This window comes from Halobacteriovoraceae bacterium, from assembly GCA_020635115.1.
GTDB lineage: Bacteria > Bdellovibrionota > Bacteriovoracia > Bacteriovoracales > Bacteriovoracaceae > JACKAK01.
On the sequence record JACKAK010000004.1, the window covers coordinates 179,946 to 195,952 of the forward strand.

General features: G+C 33.8%; 16 protein-coding genes. 7 read left to right on the forward strand and 9 right to left on the reverse strand.

All coding sequences use genetic code 11. The annotated features are described in order from the left end of the window. Positions 1–41 precede the first annotated feature (41 nt). The gene (locus H6622_07315) at positions 42–1,049 is read left to right on the forward strand and encodes a hypothetical protein (protein MCB9061313.1); all 1,008 of its coding nucleotides are present in this window, start codon (positions 42–44) and stop codon (positions 1,047–1,049) included. A gap of 555 nt (positions 1,050–1,604) precedes the next feature. Here the strand turns inward: H6622_07315 and H6622_07320 are convergent. The 3 genes from H6622_07320 to H6622_07330 all read right to left on the reverse strand — a co-directional run bounded on the left by H6622_07320 (position 1,605) and on the right by H6622_07330 (position 4,629). Next, entirely contained in the window at positions 1,605–2,348 is a 744-nt protein-coding gene (locus H6622_07320; GenBank protein MCB9061314.1) for a hypothetical protein, read from the reverse strand. A 137-nt stretch (positions 2,349–2,485) separates the two neighbouring features. Then, positions 2,486–3,130: a hypothetical protein gene (locus H6622_07325; GenBank protein MCB9061315.1), complete on the reverse strand. Its 645-nt coding sequence runs from the start codon at positions 3,128–3,130 to the stop codon at positions 2,486–2,488. A 251-nt stretch (positions 3,131–3,381) separates the two neighbouring features. Beyond that, positions 3,382–4,629 (reverse strand): replication-associated recombination protein A, encoded by a 1,248-nt coding sequence (locus tag H6622_07330; GenBank protein ID MCB9061316.1) that lies wholly within the window; start codon positions 4,627–4,629, stop codon positions 3,382–3,384. Positions 4,630–4,742: 113 nt separating this feature from the next. Between H6622_07330 and rpsU the strand changes: the two genes are divergently transcribed. After that, a complete protein-coding gene (gene rpsU, locus H6622_07335) occupies positions 4,743–4,976 on the forward strand; it encodes a 30S ribosomal protein S21 (GenBank protein MCB9061317.1) in 234 nt (77 codons plus the stop codon). Positions 4,977–5,430: 454 nt separating this feature from the next. Here rpsU and H6622_07340 read toward each other — a convergent pair whose 3' ends face one another. From H6622_07340 to H6622_07355, 4 genes are all read right to left on the reverse strand, one after another. Then, complete coding sequence (locus H6622_07340) at positions 5,431–5,679, reverse strand: transposase (protein ID MCB9061318.1); 249 nt, start codon at positions 5,677–5,679, stop codon at positions 5,431–5,433. Positions 5,680–5,699: 20 nt separating this feature from the next. After that, positions 5,700–6,371, reverse strand: coding sequence for a hypothetical protein (locus tag H6622_07345; GenBank protein ID MCB9061319.1), 672 nt, complete (start codon positions 6,369–6,371; stop codon positions 5,700–5,702). 212 nt (positions 6,372–6,583) lie between these two features. Then, complete coding sequence (locus H6622_07350; GenBank protein MCB9061320.1) at positions 6,584–7,405, reverse strand: hypothetical protein; 822 nt, start codon at positions 7,403–7,405, stop codon at positions 6,584–6,586. A gap of 49 nt (positions 7,406–7,454) precedes the next feature. Continuing rightward, complete coding sequence (locus H6622_07355) at positions 7,455–8,009, reverse strand: hypothetical protein (protein ID MCB9061321.1); 555 nt, start codon at positions 8,007–8,009, stop codon at positions 7,455–7,457. 234 nt (positions 8,010–8,243) lie between these two features. On the opposite strand from H6622_07355, the gene H6622_07360 reads away from it, so the two are divergent. Then, positions 8,244–9,176, forward strand: a complete 933-nt coding sequence (locus H6622_07360; GenBank protein MCB9061322.1) for a hypothetical protein — start codon at positions 8,244–8,246, stop codon at positions 9,174–9,176. Here H6622_07360 and H6622_07365 read toward each other — a convergent pair. Continuing rightward, entirely contained in the window at positions 9,173–12,304 is a 3,132-nt protein-coding gene (locus H6622_07365) for an isoleucine--tRNA ligase (protein MCB9061323.1), read from the reverse strand. The two genes, H6622_07360 and H6622_07365, sit on opposite strands and share 4 nt — an antisense overlap. 162 nt (positions 12,305–12,466) lie before the next feature. Here H6622_07365 and H6622_07370 point away from each other — a divergent pair, with 162 nt between their 5' ends. From H6622_07370 to H6622_07385, 4 genes are read left to right on the forward strand one after another with little or no spacing between them, the layout of a single operon-like run. After that, complete coding sequence (locus H6622_07370; protein MCB9061324.1) at positions 12,467–13,864, forward strand: hypothetical protein; 1,398 nt, start codon at positions 12,467–12,469, stop codon at positions 13,862–13,864. Continuing rightward, positions 13,854–14,462, forward strand: coding sequence for a septum formation protein Maf (gene maf, locus H6622_07375; GenBank protein ID MCB9061325.1), 609 nt, complete (start codon positions 13,854–13,856; stop codon positions 14,460–14,462). The genes H6622_07370 and maf overlap by 11 nt, the downstream gene beginning before the upstream one ends. Next, positions 14,455–14,811 carry a DUF167 domain-containing protein gene (locus H6622_07380; protein MCB9061326.1) on the forward strand — a complete coding sequence of 119 codons (357 nt, stop codon included), beginning with the start codon at positions 14,455–14,457 and terminating at the stop codon, positions 14,809–14,811. Before maf ends, H6622_07380 begins: the two co-directional genes overlap by 8 nt. Positions 14,812–14,825: 14 nt before the next feature. Beyond that, positions 14,826–15,251 carry a hypothetical protein gene (locus H6622_07385; GenBank protein ID MCB9061327.1) on the forward strand — a complete coding sequence of 142 codons (426 nt, stop codon included), beginning with the start codon at positions 14,826–14,828 and terminating at the stop codon, positions 15,249–15,251. On the opposite strand, the gene H6622_07390 is transcribed toward H6622_07385, so the two are convergent. Then, complete coding sequence (locus H6622_07390) at positions 15,252–16,001, reverse strand: hypothetical protein (protein ID MCB9061328.1); 750 nt, start codon at positions 15,999–16,001, stop codon at positions 15,252–15,254. It abuts the gene before it with no gap. Positions 16,002–16,007 lie beyond the last annotated feature (6 nt).

Below are 16,007 nucleotides of genomic sequence, written 5' to 3' on the forward strand. Positions count from 1 at the left end.
TTTGATTGTTTTTTTCGAATAGACACACTAATTTTTTATATATGAAAAAGCAAAATTTAAAATTCTTAGTCTTATTATTATTCATTGTTGCTTGCGACAGAAATAACGATTCTCTTCCTGATCCAGGTATTGGTCGATTAAAGAAAGTTGAAACGATAACGAATACAGAGACTCAAAATGTCAATTTAACTGGTGATGAACAAAATGATGCCCAAACCTTTGATGTATCTGAGCAAATTCAGGAACAGATGGGAATCATTATTAAAAATTGTCCAGATGGCCTTTTGTCGCAACTGGAGTTTGACAAGAATAGTGATGCCTTCGAGTTAATCTTAGATGCATTTAATATAAGTGAACTTTCATGCGAAGGAAGCGAATTTTATGTTAAAGAGGGGACGATGAATTTACCAGAAGCTTCAAAATTTAATTATCAGGATGAAGTTGATCAGAATCTAGGAGTGTTACTCATTGATTCACTCAATACGCTCCAAACAGATGCTTCTCTAAACTTCAAGTTTGTCTTTACGCAGGCCCCAGAATTCAGTAAAAGTGAAGATATCTTGAAAAATTATTTAGAAATTATTGATTGGTCTCAAAATGTCGATAAAAAATTTAATCGTTCTATTTTTATCTCAGAAGATTTAACTTTAGAAGTCGATTTGGCCGGTAAAAACGTGACAGAACAACCACTTCTTGACCAATTTTTTAAACCTGTTGTTGAAAAAATTTCAAATCTTTCCAAAAATTATGAATCATTATTGGCATTAAAATTAGGAGTTAAAAACGTTGTTTATGACTTCTCGATGACTCAAAATGGATTATCTACTGTATGTGATCTTTCTGTTTCTTCAAAAATTGTCTCTGAACTTGAAAAATTCACTGATGAAGCTGACCTATCTAAAGAAGTAATAAGACTAAGTGATAGGGACTATGCGTTTGATGGTGGTTACGTCATAAATTGTTCTTCAGACGAATCCATTGATATGTCAATTGAAGGTTTTTTAAATCATTATAAAATTGAGAACTCAATTTTAAATAGACTATTTTAAAGATTGAAAGTCTTCCACGAGCTAAAGCAAGTAGATTGCAAGTCATTACAAAGCATTTTATTATATCATAATTGTCACATGTTATTTTCCCACTCTTAGTGCAAGCTAAGTAACCATTCTAAGTATATTTGGATACCGTGACCATTTTGTATATCTTTTAGAGGATACCTTCTTCCAATATGGGATTTTTAGAGTTATGTGCGACCATTACGAATTGAGATCTGGTATTCAGTGCAAATCCTTGAAATTTTGGTCGTAACATCTAGTACAAAAAATTTGTTTTTTCTTCTATTAATGCTTGTTTTTAAGTTTATAAAAACAAATAAGAGATATTTTATGTTCGAAGAACGACTAAAAGGTGCCCGCTTTGGAAATTACACTCATAGGTGGTCGATCTGATATGAAGATGACCTACTTTCTGATCAATATGTTCCAATTTCTTAAAGCACCACTCAAATTATCTATTGTCTTAAATTCTTATGCTTGTCTATTTAAATGTATTCCGCTAATTGTTTTTATGTCACTTTGGCCCACAAAATAAACGATTGAGAAATCTCAAATATTTTGAATACTTATCAATGTATCGTAAATCTCTTTGCGAATATCGTTTGCATTTTCATGAGTATTTGGATCAGTGATTATTACATTTTCCTCTTCCAAAATTTCCTGAGTAACGAGTTCCAAGTACTCATTTTTTAAATCAATATATTTTTCTGTAAATTCATCTAGGGTTGATTTTAACACTTTTGTAAGATGAATATGAGCACTGCCTCTAATATTGCTATCAAAATTAAAGCGAACTGTTCCCAAGTCACTGACAGTAACATTTGTTATTAACTTGCCGTGATACCGCTCAATGATTTCTTGTTGTGTGAGATTTAAATTTTTGTCATGTACGATCAGTTCAAGTAATGTTCCGTCAAAAATAACTTTAAAAACAACAGTTTTGCTATCACATAAAATCATTTCCTTTTTTTCTTTTAGTGTATCAAGGTCAACAGTAAGTCCTTTATTATCAGTCAAGCACTTATCAACAAGTTCTCCTTCCTCATATACATAATGAATGACGTCAAAAGAGAGTACGAACTTATCTGCTTGTTTTTCTTCCTTGATATCATTTATCTTGTTTATTTCTTGTACGACTTGTTGTTCGGGTTGGAGCAGTTCGTTTTCAGAAGTTGTTTTATTTTTACTGTCACAAGCACTCATTAGTGCCATTATGATGATGATTGAAAGAATACTTCTAGGCCCCATTATATTTCTCTCTTGTACAGGTTTATTTCTCTTATATTTTAACATTGCTTTTTGGAGAAATGATTTAGATTGAAAATATTACCTTAGGTGTTTAAATATTTATGAAGATACAAAAAAAAGGGAGGATTAAAATCCTCCCTTCATGCGCATTTATTTTTTAATTAGACTTAGCTAATCAAGGACTAAATTTTAGTGATTTTACACTGTTTAACAGTAGCTTCGTGATCTTCTTTAGGAGTTTCACTCTTTAGAACGTCACTGTGGTAAGCAATACCATTTGCAGTCGCAACAGCTGGCTCAGTTGTCTGAAGCATTGCTGCAACTTTATCGGCCATATTTCTAACAGCTTGAAGGCTTGTAAATTTGTGTACACACTCAAAAGCTCCAGCACCAACAAGTGCTTGTTTATTTGCTTTTACATAAGCAGCTGAACCAGCAAAAATCTGTTCAACAACAGGCTTAACTGAATCCCCTAAACGAACGATAAGGGCCTTACCAAAATCTTTTGCTGATCTTGAAGCACCTTTAGCTACTTTCATAGAAGCAATAACTGATTTCTCAGCTTTTCTTGATTCTTCTACAGTAGTAAACCAATCAGCTTGATAGTTTTCGCTCATTGTTTCAACTTCTTTAAGGGCCTCAGCTATTTTAGCTTCTGAAGTAAACCTTGTAATTTCTTTTCCAGTTAACTCACTAAGAGTTTTTTGCATCTTAGGTGATGCTGTAACTTCTTCAACTTTGACAGCTGGAAGTTTAAATGCGAATGCAGACGTTGACAATAAGGCAGCAACGGCAGCAACAGATAATACTTTTCTTACGATTTTCATTTGTTAACTCCTTGATTAGTCCAAAACATTTTTTCGTAAAGCTTTTAGTCCTTCTAGGAATAGCACTTCTCAAATTCTGCATCAAGCTTTTAGGCCAGGGCATGTAAAAAAGTAACCCTTACCGGAATACACGTTATATAATATACAACAGCTTATCCCAAGCACGGCCCAGAAAGTGTCCAAGCACCCTACAGAAGAACGAATATCTAATTCCCGAGTGGTTATGTCAATAAAAAAAGTCTAGAATGATTTCAAACTTTTGTCAGATTCTCAATATGTCTTTTAAGTAAATTTTCTTCGCCTTGCTCAGAGGGTTCGTAAAATTGAGGGGTTCTCGGATCTGAATAGTGTTGCTCTGTGTAATTTTTAGGATAAGAATGAGGATACTTGTATTTAATGGGATGATTTTTATCGGGAAAGTTTTTGAGATGCTCCGGAACTTCAAGGGTAGCGTTGTTCTTGACAAACTCTAGTGCCTTATTAATTGCTAAATAGGCAGAATTACTTTTGGGAGAACAGGCCAAGAAGATAACCGTTTGGGACAAATTTATTCTGGCCTCAGGCATACCTATGTTCTGAACTGCCAAAAGCGTAGAAACGGCCAAATTTAAGGCCATTGGGTTAGCGTTTCCGATATCCTCACTAGCAAAAATAACTAGCCTTCTAGCTATAAAAACTGGATCTTCTCCACCATCTATCATAACAGCAAGCCATAAGATCGAAGAATCCGGGTCAGATCCTCTCATGCTTTTAATGAAGGCCGATACCACATCATAATGTCGATTTTGGTTTCTATCATATTCTCTAGCGTTTTCTAAAATAAGTTTTCTAAGCCCTGTTTCAGTTATATTTGGATTCTTTTCAATTTCAGCTAGGTAATTTAAGGCTTTACGTGTGTCTCCATGGCATCTACTTGCAATAAATTGCAGATTCTCAATTGAACAATTAATATTATTATCTTCTTTGGCCCTCTCTAAAATACTAAGAATATCTTTTTCTTTTAAAGGTTTGAGCTCAATAATATGAAGTCTTGATAATAGGGCCTTATTTACAGAACTTCTTGGGTTTTCAGTTGTCGCTCCGACAAGGGTGAAACAACCTTCTTCAACATAGGGGAGTAGCGCATCTTGTTGTGCTTTATTGAAACGATGGATTTCATCAACAAATAAAAGAGAAGGTCTTCCATTAATAGATTTCATTTCAATTGCATTTGCAATAATTTTTTTTAAATCATTGACTCCTCCAAGCACTGCATTGAATGGGTAAAAATTAAAATTAGCATTTTTTGCAACGAGATGGGCCAGTGTTGTTTTGCCTGTTCCAGGAGGTCCCCAAACAATAAAACTTGGTGGATTTTTATCACGTAGCATTGGAAATCTTTTTAAAATTGAATCATGCCCATAGAATTGTGAGAAGCTTTGAGGTCTCATTCTGTATGCCAGTGGGTGTAAAACGGGTGATTTTGTAGAATGAGGTTCATCAAATAAGTTTGTTTGCATGGGGTGGCCTTCCAGTAAGATATTGACGAATACCTCAATACAACATAATGTGTGCAAAATCTATTTTCCCAGCAGTGGTTGGTTATAATGCTAAGATGAGGGAGGTGAATGTGATGAATTATCGTGATTTTAATGCGTTATCAATTGTAATTGATGATAGAATTGGTGTTGAGAGATCTTTAAAAAGATTCAAGAGAATGTGCGAGTCTTTCGGTGTTGTTAAAGAATACAGAAAAAGACAAGAGTACAAAAAACCTTCTGTTCGTCTCAAAGAGAAGCTGGAAGCGGCCGAAAAGAGAAGAAGAAAAACAAATTCAAAAATTGTAAGAGGACGTACAAAGTTCTAATTACATTGAGGGCCTAAGATTAGGCCCTCTTTTTTTCTGGAGTTATTTTACTTTTTGTTGAAATCTCCTAAAATAATCCTATCAAATATTATTGGCCCTGAAAATTTCACTTCATTCTCTTCATGGTCTTCATATGAATTTCTAATAAATCCTCAAAAAATAGTCACAACTTTAGTTGGCGTATTCGAGTTAACTTGCTGAAACATTCAACCGCTAAGCCGCTGATGCGTCTTTTAGTGGGGGCTTCTAAGATTTTTCGAGTTCGCTCTCAAAACCTAAGCTCTATATCCGCTGAATGAAACCTAACCAAAACTACTCATGTAATTCTGGTGTTCATTTCCTACTTTATCGATGCTGGTTTTATCTTTAGATAGTTTCCAAAGTTCAATTGCAGTCATCTCCATAGGCGTAAATTCCGAGGCAGCACCCCGTATTCTATGATTAACAAAACTTTCTAAGTTATTGCCGCCTTTAAATCTCTGTCAATATCCAATCCATAGTGGATGCACTTATACCTTCTGTCTTTAAGCTTCATGTCATTCTTGATCTTGCCACATTGGCCACACTTTTTTGAGTTTGGATAAAATCTGTCCGCCACAAAAAGGACATTGTCGTTAAGAGCTGATTTGTATTTCAATTGTCTTCTCAACTCATAAAAACCTAGATCACTGTTTGCTCGGGCAAGCTCGTGGTTTTTAAGCATCCCCTTATTATATTTTTGAGCTATTCGAAATTTTTTTCACAAAGCCTTTTTAAAGACTTATAAGAGTTGTCTTTGCCTGCAGCAATTATATTTTCATATATTGCAGTTTTGCCAATAATTTGGTTTTTATTACCTCCATAAAAGAATATTCCGCTTCTATCTACATCCATGTCAAAGGCCTTTGTTTTTGCAACTGATCTTAAAGATCCAACGAACCCAAGAAATACTCGTCGTCTATAGGCCTCAATAGAAATATCTGCTTTTAAATCATGAAGAACAATCGTCGAGATTTCCTTGCTCGCAATCATCTCATCATCATCAAAAAATTGAGTTTCAAAAATAATTGTTCTGTTATCGTATGTTCCATTACCTCTATACTTAATTAAAAAATCACTATCCATTTCATATTGGCCACTAACTGACAATTCGCTGTTAAATAAGTTATTATAAGACTCAATATCTAGATAGAAAAAAATATGTCTATATCTATAGTCCTTTTTACCATTCAAATAAATGTTAACTTCAACTGTATTTGGTCTTTGATCAGACATGATACTTATGCCCAAATGTGTTTGTTCGTCTTCTACAACTTCTCCAATAATTTTTCCAAGTGGCCTATATTCAAGAACTGATTCAATAGACAAGGCCTGAAAACTTAGAATAAATAGAATAGCAAATTTCAATATTTTCATAATACCTCCGATATAGTTTGTTAACTAACATATATTATTAATTGAGGAGAAGATTATTACATAAAAGTAATTAAATATTAGGAAATACAATGAAGGATTTATCATATTTGTGACGATCAATTGAACTCAATCCAAAGCATGTCAACTCCTCTATACTTTTAGCGTCTGAATTGGATTGAAGTTTATTTTATTGAATGGAGACCAAGTAACTTTTACTTGCTTTTTAGGATAATTTTTAAAATCGAGTTCCATCTATTATGCATGACTTGAAAGGTAACATTTAGTTTTTTAGGGATTTTTAAGTCACCTTTAACTAATTCCATGTGAAAAGTATTCCAAGACATATTCATGTACTCAAGAAGTTCAATTAAAACATTGGGGTCATTTTCATGAAGGATATAAGATTCTATTTTTTTTATAAAACTATTCCAAACAAAGTAAAAATTGTCGGCCTCGTTTTTCTCAAAGATTGTAAAAAGTAGGATCTCCGTTTCAATTTTTAAATTGTGTAAATCAGTGGATATTTCATTAATGATATCTGGATAGGGGAGGTAGGTTTCATCTGTATGTATAAGAACTTGCTCAAATTTGTGTACAATATTAAATGAGTTGTTAGCAACCAAGTCCAATTGTTTCAAATAATTTAGGTATACATCAAATTTTGTGTAATCTTCAAGATCAAGTGCTTGACCTTTTTTTAATAGAGAGCTGATATTTTGATCAGATTCTTTAATTCGGTCATAAAATTTAGGTAACTCTATATTGCAATCTGGCCCTGGGCGAAAACAGCTTTTTCTCCATTTTTGCCAATCAGAGTTAAGCTCAGTAATTCTATTTTTTACGTTTACAACTTTTAAGTTGTTTTCATTCATTTTACTAAGAATATGATAAAACTCTACAGTGATACTTTTAAGTTGAGGAACTATATATTTCCTATATGTTCTTTCATCGATAGATACTTTAGATTTATCAAAATAAAAATAAGAATACGCAAAACATTGTAGTGAAAATAAGAATAAAATGACCAATTTCATCTGATCATTATGCCTCTTCTAAAGTCAACGTGTAAATAAATAAGAAATGCTAGTGCCCTGCAACAGTTTTGAAGTATTTCAGTCCCAATTTTTTCCCGCCGCTATAGAGCGTATCAAAGGGGTATATCCAACTATTATGAGGAATTTTAAGTGTTATCTTGTGCGAGCTAGATTGATTATTATTAGAACATAAATTATCAGGAAAAAGTTTTATCGGTGTTTCAGATAAAATAAATTCAATCTCTAATTCTTTTGGAATAATTCCTAATAAAATGGCCGTGAGGCAAATGAAAGTACCTATTCCATCAGCTTTAACAACAATTTTATCGTCTTTAAGCGTTCTTAAAAAATGTGAAAACTCTTTTGCATTCATTACTAGTGTCTGTGAAGACAGATTTTTAAAACTGGCCAATACTTTCCTATGTCGTCTTGTTAGGAGTTCCTTTTCTTTGCGTTTCAGGTTTAATTCCTCAAATTCGCTCATAAGCGTTTTAGAAACATCTATATTAGAAGATAATTCTTCAAAGTGATATTTAAAGGGTCTTATCCTTTCATGTTTGGATTCAATAACTGTAATCTGTCCAACAGAGAGATCTGTTTTCATAGGGCATCCTTTTCAAAATAAATACTAGATATTTATTATCGGGCAAAAAGCATTTTAAATTAAGATGAAGTTCATTTCAGGCCCAGTTCCAACACCTTTAAATCAGGAGAAAATTAAGTAGACGTAAAATATCAATAAATTTCAAAACGCCAAATTTTGTTGTTTTTTTTAAAAAAACTTCACACTAATGGGATAAAGGCCTGGGATTATTTCAATTTTATGCTAAAAGCCTTGATGAAATTTTTGTATCTTTTTTTGTTCACATTTAGTCTATATGCCAGCACTAGTAAGTGCCAAATTCTGTTATTACTCGAGGATTCACACCGGCCTCCTTTCGAAAGAGAAGAGCTTCTAAGGGATAACATCCTTCAAAACGTTTTAGCAGGTTATAAGGACTATATTTATAATCCAAATCATTCAGAAATGCTTTTCTCAAAGGGTTCTGTTATGGAATTTGAAAATGATTTCAAATTATTTACAGATAGTGATGGAGCATCTGCAGATATTTTCTTAGGACAATTAAAAGATGGTAAAAAAGTTATTTTGAAAGGTTATCACGTATTGGAAAGTTCAAAAATCGCACAGATTGTTGAAGGTGCATTAACAAGTCAGTTTTTTGCTAACTTTGGGCTTGCTCCAAAAGTCTACGGATTGTTAAGTCGTGAAGAGTTGTTAAATAAAAAATTCAATTTTCATGGGCACTTTAATCCCGAAGTTCATTATGAAATAGCTATTATTATGGAATATATTCCGGATGTTGTTAATTTTCCAAAAGGTGATCTCTCTTCAATTTTAGATAACGAAGAAACAATTTTTAGCTTAGAAAAAGAAATCAAATACTTTGAGGAATTTGGTCAGAGAATGGATAGAATGTCTCTTGACGACAGGCAAATATTCTTTTCAAAAAGTAGGAAAAAGGCATATTGGGGTGACTTCGATGCACCTATGATTGAATTAAAGGAAGGCCAAAGAGCAGATTCACTTTTTGATTTGGCAGATTTTGAATATACAGCTGAGAATTTGGATGGAACAGTTTCGCAATTTACAAGGTTTTATGAACTTATTGGTAGAAAACCAAAAACAACAGCGCAAGAAGAAGCTAAGAAATTATTTTCAAAGTTAATGAGAGCTGCCGATTTTGATTTTCCTGAAGATTTTGATGATTAATTCTTTTTAATAGCTAACTTCAAACTTTGTCCATCAATACTAAATTCTTCAAACTCAGCTAGATTGCTATCTTCGGAGAGTTTATCAGATAGAGTCTCTTTACTGATATACTCAGAATGTTTCACGATTGCATTTACAATCTCCTGATCCCCTGTGTAGTTAACTGAAATCCGATCTGCAACATTGAAGTCTTTATCTTTTCTCGTTTTTTGAATTCTATTTACAACCTCTCTGGCCAGTCCTTCTTGAATGAGTTCTGCGGTAAGGTTTATATCAATGTCGATAGATATGAATCGATTTGAAAGGGCCTGAGTACCTTCTTTGGCCTCTCTAAAAACAAGAATATCATCTTCAGAGAAGATTTCATTTTCAATTGTAATTTCACCCAATTCTTCAAATTTTCCTAATTCATCACCAGTTAGATTCAATATACTATTTCTATACTTTCCAAAACTTTTTCCAAATCTTTTTCCTAAAACAGGATTATTTGGCTTCGAGTAGAGCTTGATAAATTGATCTTCATCTGAAGAATACACAATATTTTTAATATTAAGTTCTGTTCGGATATAGTTTTCTAGCTTTTTAATTTCATCAAGGATCGCCTGATCTTTATGAATGATGGTTAAACGTGAAAGTGGAGTTTTAACCTTTATCTGCTCTTTATTTCTTTTTTGACGGCCGAGCAAAATGATTTGTTGCATTCTTCCGACTGCATCTTCAAGCATAGGATCCATGAGAAAATGATCTGCAACGGGATAATTTTCAAGGTGAACAGATTCGCAAAGACCTTGTTGACCAAAGGACTTTAATTCTTGAAAAATGTACTCTGACATAAACGGAGCAAATGGTGCCATAACAGTGCAGAGCTCTTTTAGAGCACTGTAAAGAGTAGTGTATGCAAAGCATTTGTCTTCACTTAATCCTTTATCCCAAAAACGAGCTCGATTTAATCTTATATACCAATTTGTAAGATCTTCTATAAATGTAAAGAGTGCTGGTACTACATTATAAAGACGATAGGCCTCCATTTCTGTAGAAATAGTGTCTTTTAAAGTTTGTAAATTTGAAATAATCCAACGGTCAAAAATGTTTTCACCAAATTTAAAATGTTCGTTGGCCCTCCAGCCATCTACTGTTGCATACGTTTGGAAAAACTTGAAAGAATTAAACCATGGAAGTAGTGCACGTCTAACCATATCTTTCACACCTGAATCAGCAAATCGTTGCTCTTCAGCACGAACTAATCCAGAGTTAATTAAATATAATCTCAGGGCATCTGCACCATACTCTTCCATTAATTCATCTGGTGCAGTGTAATTTTTGAGACGCTTTGACATTTTTCTACCATCTTCAGCAGAAACAATTCCGTTGACGATAACGTTTTTAAAGGCAGGACGGCCAAAGAGTGCTGTTGCCAATATTGTTAATGTATAGAACCAACCTCTTGTTTGATCTAAACCTTCAGCAATGAATTCAGCGGGAAAACCTTCTTCAAACATTTTTTTATTTTCAAAAGGATAATGTAACTGGGCATAGGGCATTGATCCTGATTCAAACCAACAGTCTAAAACATCACTAATTCGAATGTATTCACCGGTCTCTCCCGGTATAGAAAATGTAAGTTTATCAACAAACTCTCTGTGTAGGTCATTGACTTCTAATCCAGTATATTTTGTTAATTCTTCAATTGAGCCAATACAAATTCTTTTTCCTGTTTTTTCATTAATCCATATCGGAAGTGGTGTTCCCCAAATTCTATTTCTTGAAATTGACCAATCTCTTGCGTTTTCAAGCCACTTACCAAAGCGTCCATTTTTAATATGGCCAGGGACCCAATTAATTTGTTCGTTAGATTCAATTAAGCGTTCCTTAATGGCCTCAACTTTAACAAACCAAGAAGGAATCGCTTTGTAAATAAGAGGAGTATCTGATCGGTAACAATAGGGATAACTATGAACAATAACAGATTGCTCGAATAAAATTCCTCTGTTTTTAAGGTCTTTAATAATATTTTTATCAGCATCTTTTACGTATTGGCCCTGAAAGTCAGGAACTTCATCTGTAAATCGTCCATTGTCATCAATAGGACAGGCCATGAGGTGAATATTTGCTTGTCTCATCACTCGATTATCATCTTCTCCGAAAGAAGGAGCCGTGTGAACAATTCCTGTTCCATTGTCAGTCGATACATAGTCGTCTGCAAATACTTGAAATGCCCCTTCATGCCCGAATTTGGCAAAAAATGGATAAAGAGGTTCATATTTTCGCCCCTTAAGATCTGCACCCTTGTATTGTGCAAGTACTTCTAAATCACGTTTTTTTGCATAAGCTTCTAACCGAGTTTCTGCAATATAGATTTCTTTATTAATTTCTTTGTCTTTAACTTTAACGTAATCAATGTCTGGTCCCACACACAACCCAAGATTTGAAGGAAGGGTCCAGGGAGTTGTTGTCCAGGCGGCCATATAAGCATTTTCATCGGCCATTTTAAATAAAACTGTGACAGCAGGATCTTGAACGTCTTGATAATTTTGCCCGGCCTCAAAGTTTGAAAGGGCCGTACCAAGGGCAGTGGAAAATGGCATAACCTTTGTGCCCTGATAGATCAAATCTTTGTCCCATAATTGTTTGAATACCCACCATACTGACTCCATAAAACTTTTGTCCATGGTTTTATAGTCGTTGTCAAAATCAACCCACCGGCCAATACGTCCAATTGTTTTGCGCCATTCAGTAGTATAACGAGAGACAATACCACGACATTCATTATTATAACCTGCGACTCCCAGTTTTTTGACTGCATCTTGAGCTGACATGCCAAGTTTTTTATCTATTTCGTGTTCAATGGGTAGGCCATGGCAGTCCCAACCAAAACGTCTCTCTACATATCGACCTTTCATTGTAAAGTATCTGGGGACAATGTCCTTTAGAATAGAACCAACGAGGTGGCCATGGTGAGGAAGACCTGTAGCAAATGGAGGCCCATCGTAGAAAATATATGGTTTTTTTCCTTTTGTTTTTTCTAAGCTTTTTTTAAAAATTTGGGATTCTTCCCAAAACTTAAGAACATTATGCTCTGAGTTGACAAATGAAAATTGTTCTTGAGATTGAGACTCTTGGTTAGTCACTATAAAACCCCTTCTTTGGACAGAAAATATATACACGTTTTTGTTTGCACGCTGAGCATTTTTAGCAGAAGAAAGTTCAATTGAACAGAGCAATGAAAGTGCAAAAAGTTCCAGTAGGGGATTCTAGTAATAAGATCAAATCGAGTATTCCGATAAGTAGATATGAAATTTTGTATCTATTTAATTATTTTAACTTTTTGTACAAATTCTTTTGCTCAGTCTTATGAATATCTCAGAAGAACAAGTCTTATTGATTGGAAAGAACTTGAACCAGACAAATGGTTGAGTGCTAAAGTATGGCAAAAGAGGCTCAAGTTGAAAGAATCAAATGCTGCCTGGCGAGAAAACTTACGAGATGCAACTCAAAAAGAACTTGTTGGTAGAATACTTCATTGCGTTGGGCAATGTATTGTTGCTCAAAGTGGTGCGGAATTTAATGGGAGGGCCAGAACAAAACTTTATGAAGGGGATGATCTTATTACGGAAGAAGATAGTTATGCTTGGATTTTTTTAATTGATGGTTCTATGGTGAGATTGTCAGCAAATACCTCATTTTCACTCAGAGAAGTCATTCTTACTCGTAAAGAATTCTTTTTTCATGCCCGTGTGAATTTTGGAAATGTGTACTGGCTAAGTAGAGATGGGTTTGAGCATGATGTGGAAAATATCAGGGAAACAGATGTGGTATTTTTGCCACTACCACTTTTAGAAGCAAATGAAAGAATAGAAGAGATTCCTATCGGAAATGAATTGCTTTACGATATTTATGCAAATAAAGATCGGTATAAATATCATTACAAACGCCTCAATGAAATGATTCATGGTAATAATGAGTTTACAAAAAATAAACCAACATATGTTTTTCTGATTATGCCTAATGGAACAATGATGGCCAAAAATCCTAGATTAGAAGTAATTAGTTTGTTTGGCGGTAAGTCTTATATTAAAAATCGTGTGCCTTTTTACGCCAAAACTAAAGAGAATGTAGACACTTCAAGCTATAAGTTTTTGTTCAGAGGTTTTGAAAACAAGAATGAAACACAAATGAAAAATGGGTACTGGTATGAAATAGACCAGAGGGGGAGATCAGCTTCTCAATTAGATCTAGATGAGCGCAGATTTCGGACGGGTGAATTTTTAACAAGAAGAATTCCCACAATATTAATGGCCAGAGAGATTTGGCTTAAAAAATATTCGAAGGAATTATTTGACGAAAACGTTGATCCTGAGTTGCTTTCAAGTAAAAAGGGTTACCAATTGTGGGCCCCATTCTCGACAGAGAGTGAGGAAAAACGTTCGGAGCTAGATCAAAGGGTTGCATTTTTAAAAGAATACACAAGGAGATTAGAGACAAACCATTTAAGGCTCATGGCCCAATATATTCAATTTGCAAAAGCAAACGGAGAGAAGCTACGCGCAACTGTATACGATGCAAATTTTTACAAGAGGGCGATGGGAAGATATAGTAACTACCAAGAGAGTGATCTTGAGACCTTTTCTGAACGAGAGGTTTTAAACAGTACTAAAAAGCTCTTTTGGAAGTTAATGCATGCAAAATAGAAAATATAGGCCAATTCTGGCTTCACAAAGTCCACGACGAAAAGAGCTTTTAGAACATCTTGGAATTAAATTTGAAATTAGACCTCCAAATATTGAGGAGCACAGTTTTGAGTGTGTACCCTTAAAGGTTGTAAAAGATCTGTCAGAGCAAAAAGGTAGAGCAATCTATCAAAGTTTAGATAATGAAGATTATTTTGTAATTTCTTCAGATACTATTGTGTGCTTGGGAGACAAGATATTTGGAAAACCTAAAGATGAAGAAGATGCGAGAAGAATATTAAATGAACTGTCGGGTAAAACTCACAAAGTAATTACGGCAGTTTCATTTTTTTTCAAGGAAAAAAAACAAATAATGCATACATTTGCTATTGAATCAGAAGTAACATTTAGAGAAATAACTTCTGAAATTATGGATTTATACATAAGCACAAAAGATGGATTTGATAAAGCAGGGGCCTATGGCATTCAAGGGCCAGGACTACTTTTTGTTTCAAGAGTAAATGGATCTTACTCAAACGTTGTAGGACTTCCGTTGGATGATTTAGTTTTTGAATTAAAAAAACTTTTAGGTAAGGATTGGAGAAACTGTTTTGAGTGACAATTTACTAAATTTTATGAGAGAGAAATTTTCCAATTTAATTGTGGTTTCTCATGATAGTACAGAATTGATGATGAATATTTCCTTGAAGGTGAAACCAGGTTGTAAAAGAGAGGAAATTATAAATAAAGATGATGAAATAATTTTCACATTGAGGAGTCAACCTATTGAGGGAAAAGCAAATATAGAACTGGTGAAAAAAATAAAAAAAATCCTAGCTACATCGAATATAGAGTTAATCAAAGGATCTAAAAGTAAATTAAAAACTCTTCAAGTTACTTTTGTCTTTGATGATATACATAATGAGAAATACTATATTGAAAAAATTATAAAAGGACTCAAATGTTAAAAATCTTTTTTTTCTTGATAAGTGTTATTTATGCTCAAGATGAAATTATTGAAGCCGAAAATGCTCCCTTGCAACTAAAACAAAGTATATTAGAATTAAACTCCATCGATCCCAAAAATTATACAAATGTTGTTGAAGAGGCCAGAACAAAAATTACTAAATACATTGAGTTCAAAAAAAGAGTATGTAACGGTGAATTTTCTGTTGCTGTTACAAATTCTCCAGATCTACTGGCCCAAGGAAGAAGGAAACTTAATAGGGCCGAAAGGAAAGTTTGTTTTAAGGAACTTGAGAAATTTCAGGTGGATTTTATAGAGTCAATGTATAATGCCAGAAAATCTTTCCTTGAGTTTCTACACAGAGAAAGGTTGGAAAAACTAGAAGAGTCGAAAGCAATTGCTTTAAAAAAATTGGGTATAAGTTTTGAAAATAAAAAATAACTAAAAGTTCTGACACTTCTTTTTTGCAATTCCACTCAATGCATTCTTTTTGATCATTGTTTTACAGGCCAATTTTTTTGCATTGTCACTTTCTTTGATGGCCTCTTTTATTGAGCTGATGAGTTCTTGAAAACACTCCCCAAAGGCAACTTCTTGAGCAGACTTGGCCTCTTCAGTATTGGTATCTTTACTTAAACCGGCCTTGAGTGCAAGTTTCAAATCTTCATCTTTACAATATTCCTTATTCTGACCTTTTAAGGCCTCTGCAAAAAATGGGATAGATTTAGCATCAGACATTCTTTTACGAACTTCTTTTGCTATTTTATATTTTATATCAAAGTTAGATGAATCACGTCTTACAAAACTTATAAATTCTTTATAACATTCAAAATCGTTGTATTGAAAACAGACTTGGTAAATCTCTAGACCTAATTCTGCCCTCATTCGCATGAATTCTTTTGCATTTGAAAGAGAAGGATGATCATCTAAGATTTGATCCATAAAAACCATGGCCTTATAATTGGTCTTTCCGTTTTTTAGAGATGATAAATATCCTGTTGCTAAATTTTGAAGTAAGTCTGTCCATTGCTTATCTCTATTAGTTGGAGCAATATCTTTCATGTGGGCCAAACCTTCCTTATAAGATTTATCTTTATAAAGTTTTTGGAGGTCTGCCAAAGTGTAAACAAGCTCTGATGTAAGTCCTGACAATGCAAAGAATACTGAAACAACAAATAGAATATTTTTCACTTTTTA

Excerpts from the sequence above, each read along its gene's own strand:
- H6622_07315 (MCB9061313.1), top strand. The coding sequence starts at position 42 with ATGAAAAAGCAAAATTTAAAATTCTTAGTCTTATTATTATTCATTGTT.
- H6622_07330 (MCB9061316.1), bottom strand. The coding sequence starts at position 4,629 with ATGCAAACAAACTTATTTGATGAACCTCATTCTACAAAATCACCCGTT.
- H6622_07370 (MCB9061324.1), top strand. The coding sequence starts at position 12,467 with ATGAAATTTTGTATCTATTTAATTATTTTAACTTTTTGTACAAATTCT.
- H6622_07320 (MCB9061314.1), bottom strand. The coding sequence starts at position 2,348 with ATGTTAAAATATAAGAGAAATAAACCTGTACAAGAGAGAAATATAATG.
- H6622_07325 (MCB9061315.1), bottom strand. The coding sequence starts at position 3,130 with ATGAAAATCGTAAGAAAAGTATTATCTGTTGCTGCCGTTGCTGCCTTA.
- rpsU (MCB9061317.1), top strand. The coding sequence starts at position 4,743 with ATGAATTATCGTGATTTTAATGCGTTATCAATTGTAATTGATGATAGA.
- maf (MCB9061325.1), top strand. The coding sequence starts at position 13,854 with ATGCAAAATAGAAAATATAGGCCAATTCTGGCTTCACAAAGTCCACGA.
- H6622_07345 (MCB9061319.1), bottom strand. The coding sequence starts at position 6,371 with ATGAAAATATTGAAATTTGCTATTCTATTTATTCTAAGTTTTCAGGCC.
- H6622_07360 (MCB9061322.1), top strand. The coding sequence starts at position 8,244 with ATGAAATTTTTGTATCTTTTTTTGTTCACATTTAGTCTATATGCCAGC.
- H6622_07340 (MCB9061318.1), bottom strand. The coding sequence starts at position 5,679 with ATGCTTAAAAACCACGAGCTTGCCCGAGCAAACAGTGATCTAGGTTTT.
- H6622_07350 (MCB9061320.1), bottom strand. The coding sequence starts at position 7,405 with ATGAAATTGGTCATTTTATTCTTATTTTCACTACAATGTTTTGCGTAT.
- H6622_07355 (MCB9061321.1), bottom strand. The coding sequence starts at position 8,009 with ATGAAAACAGATCTCTCTGTTGGACAGATTACAGTTATTGAATCCAAA.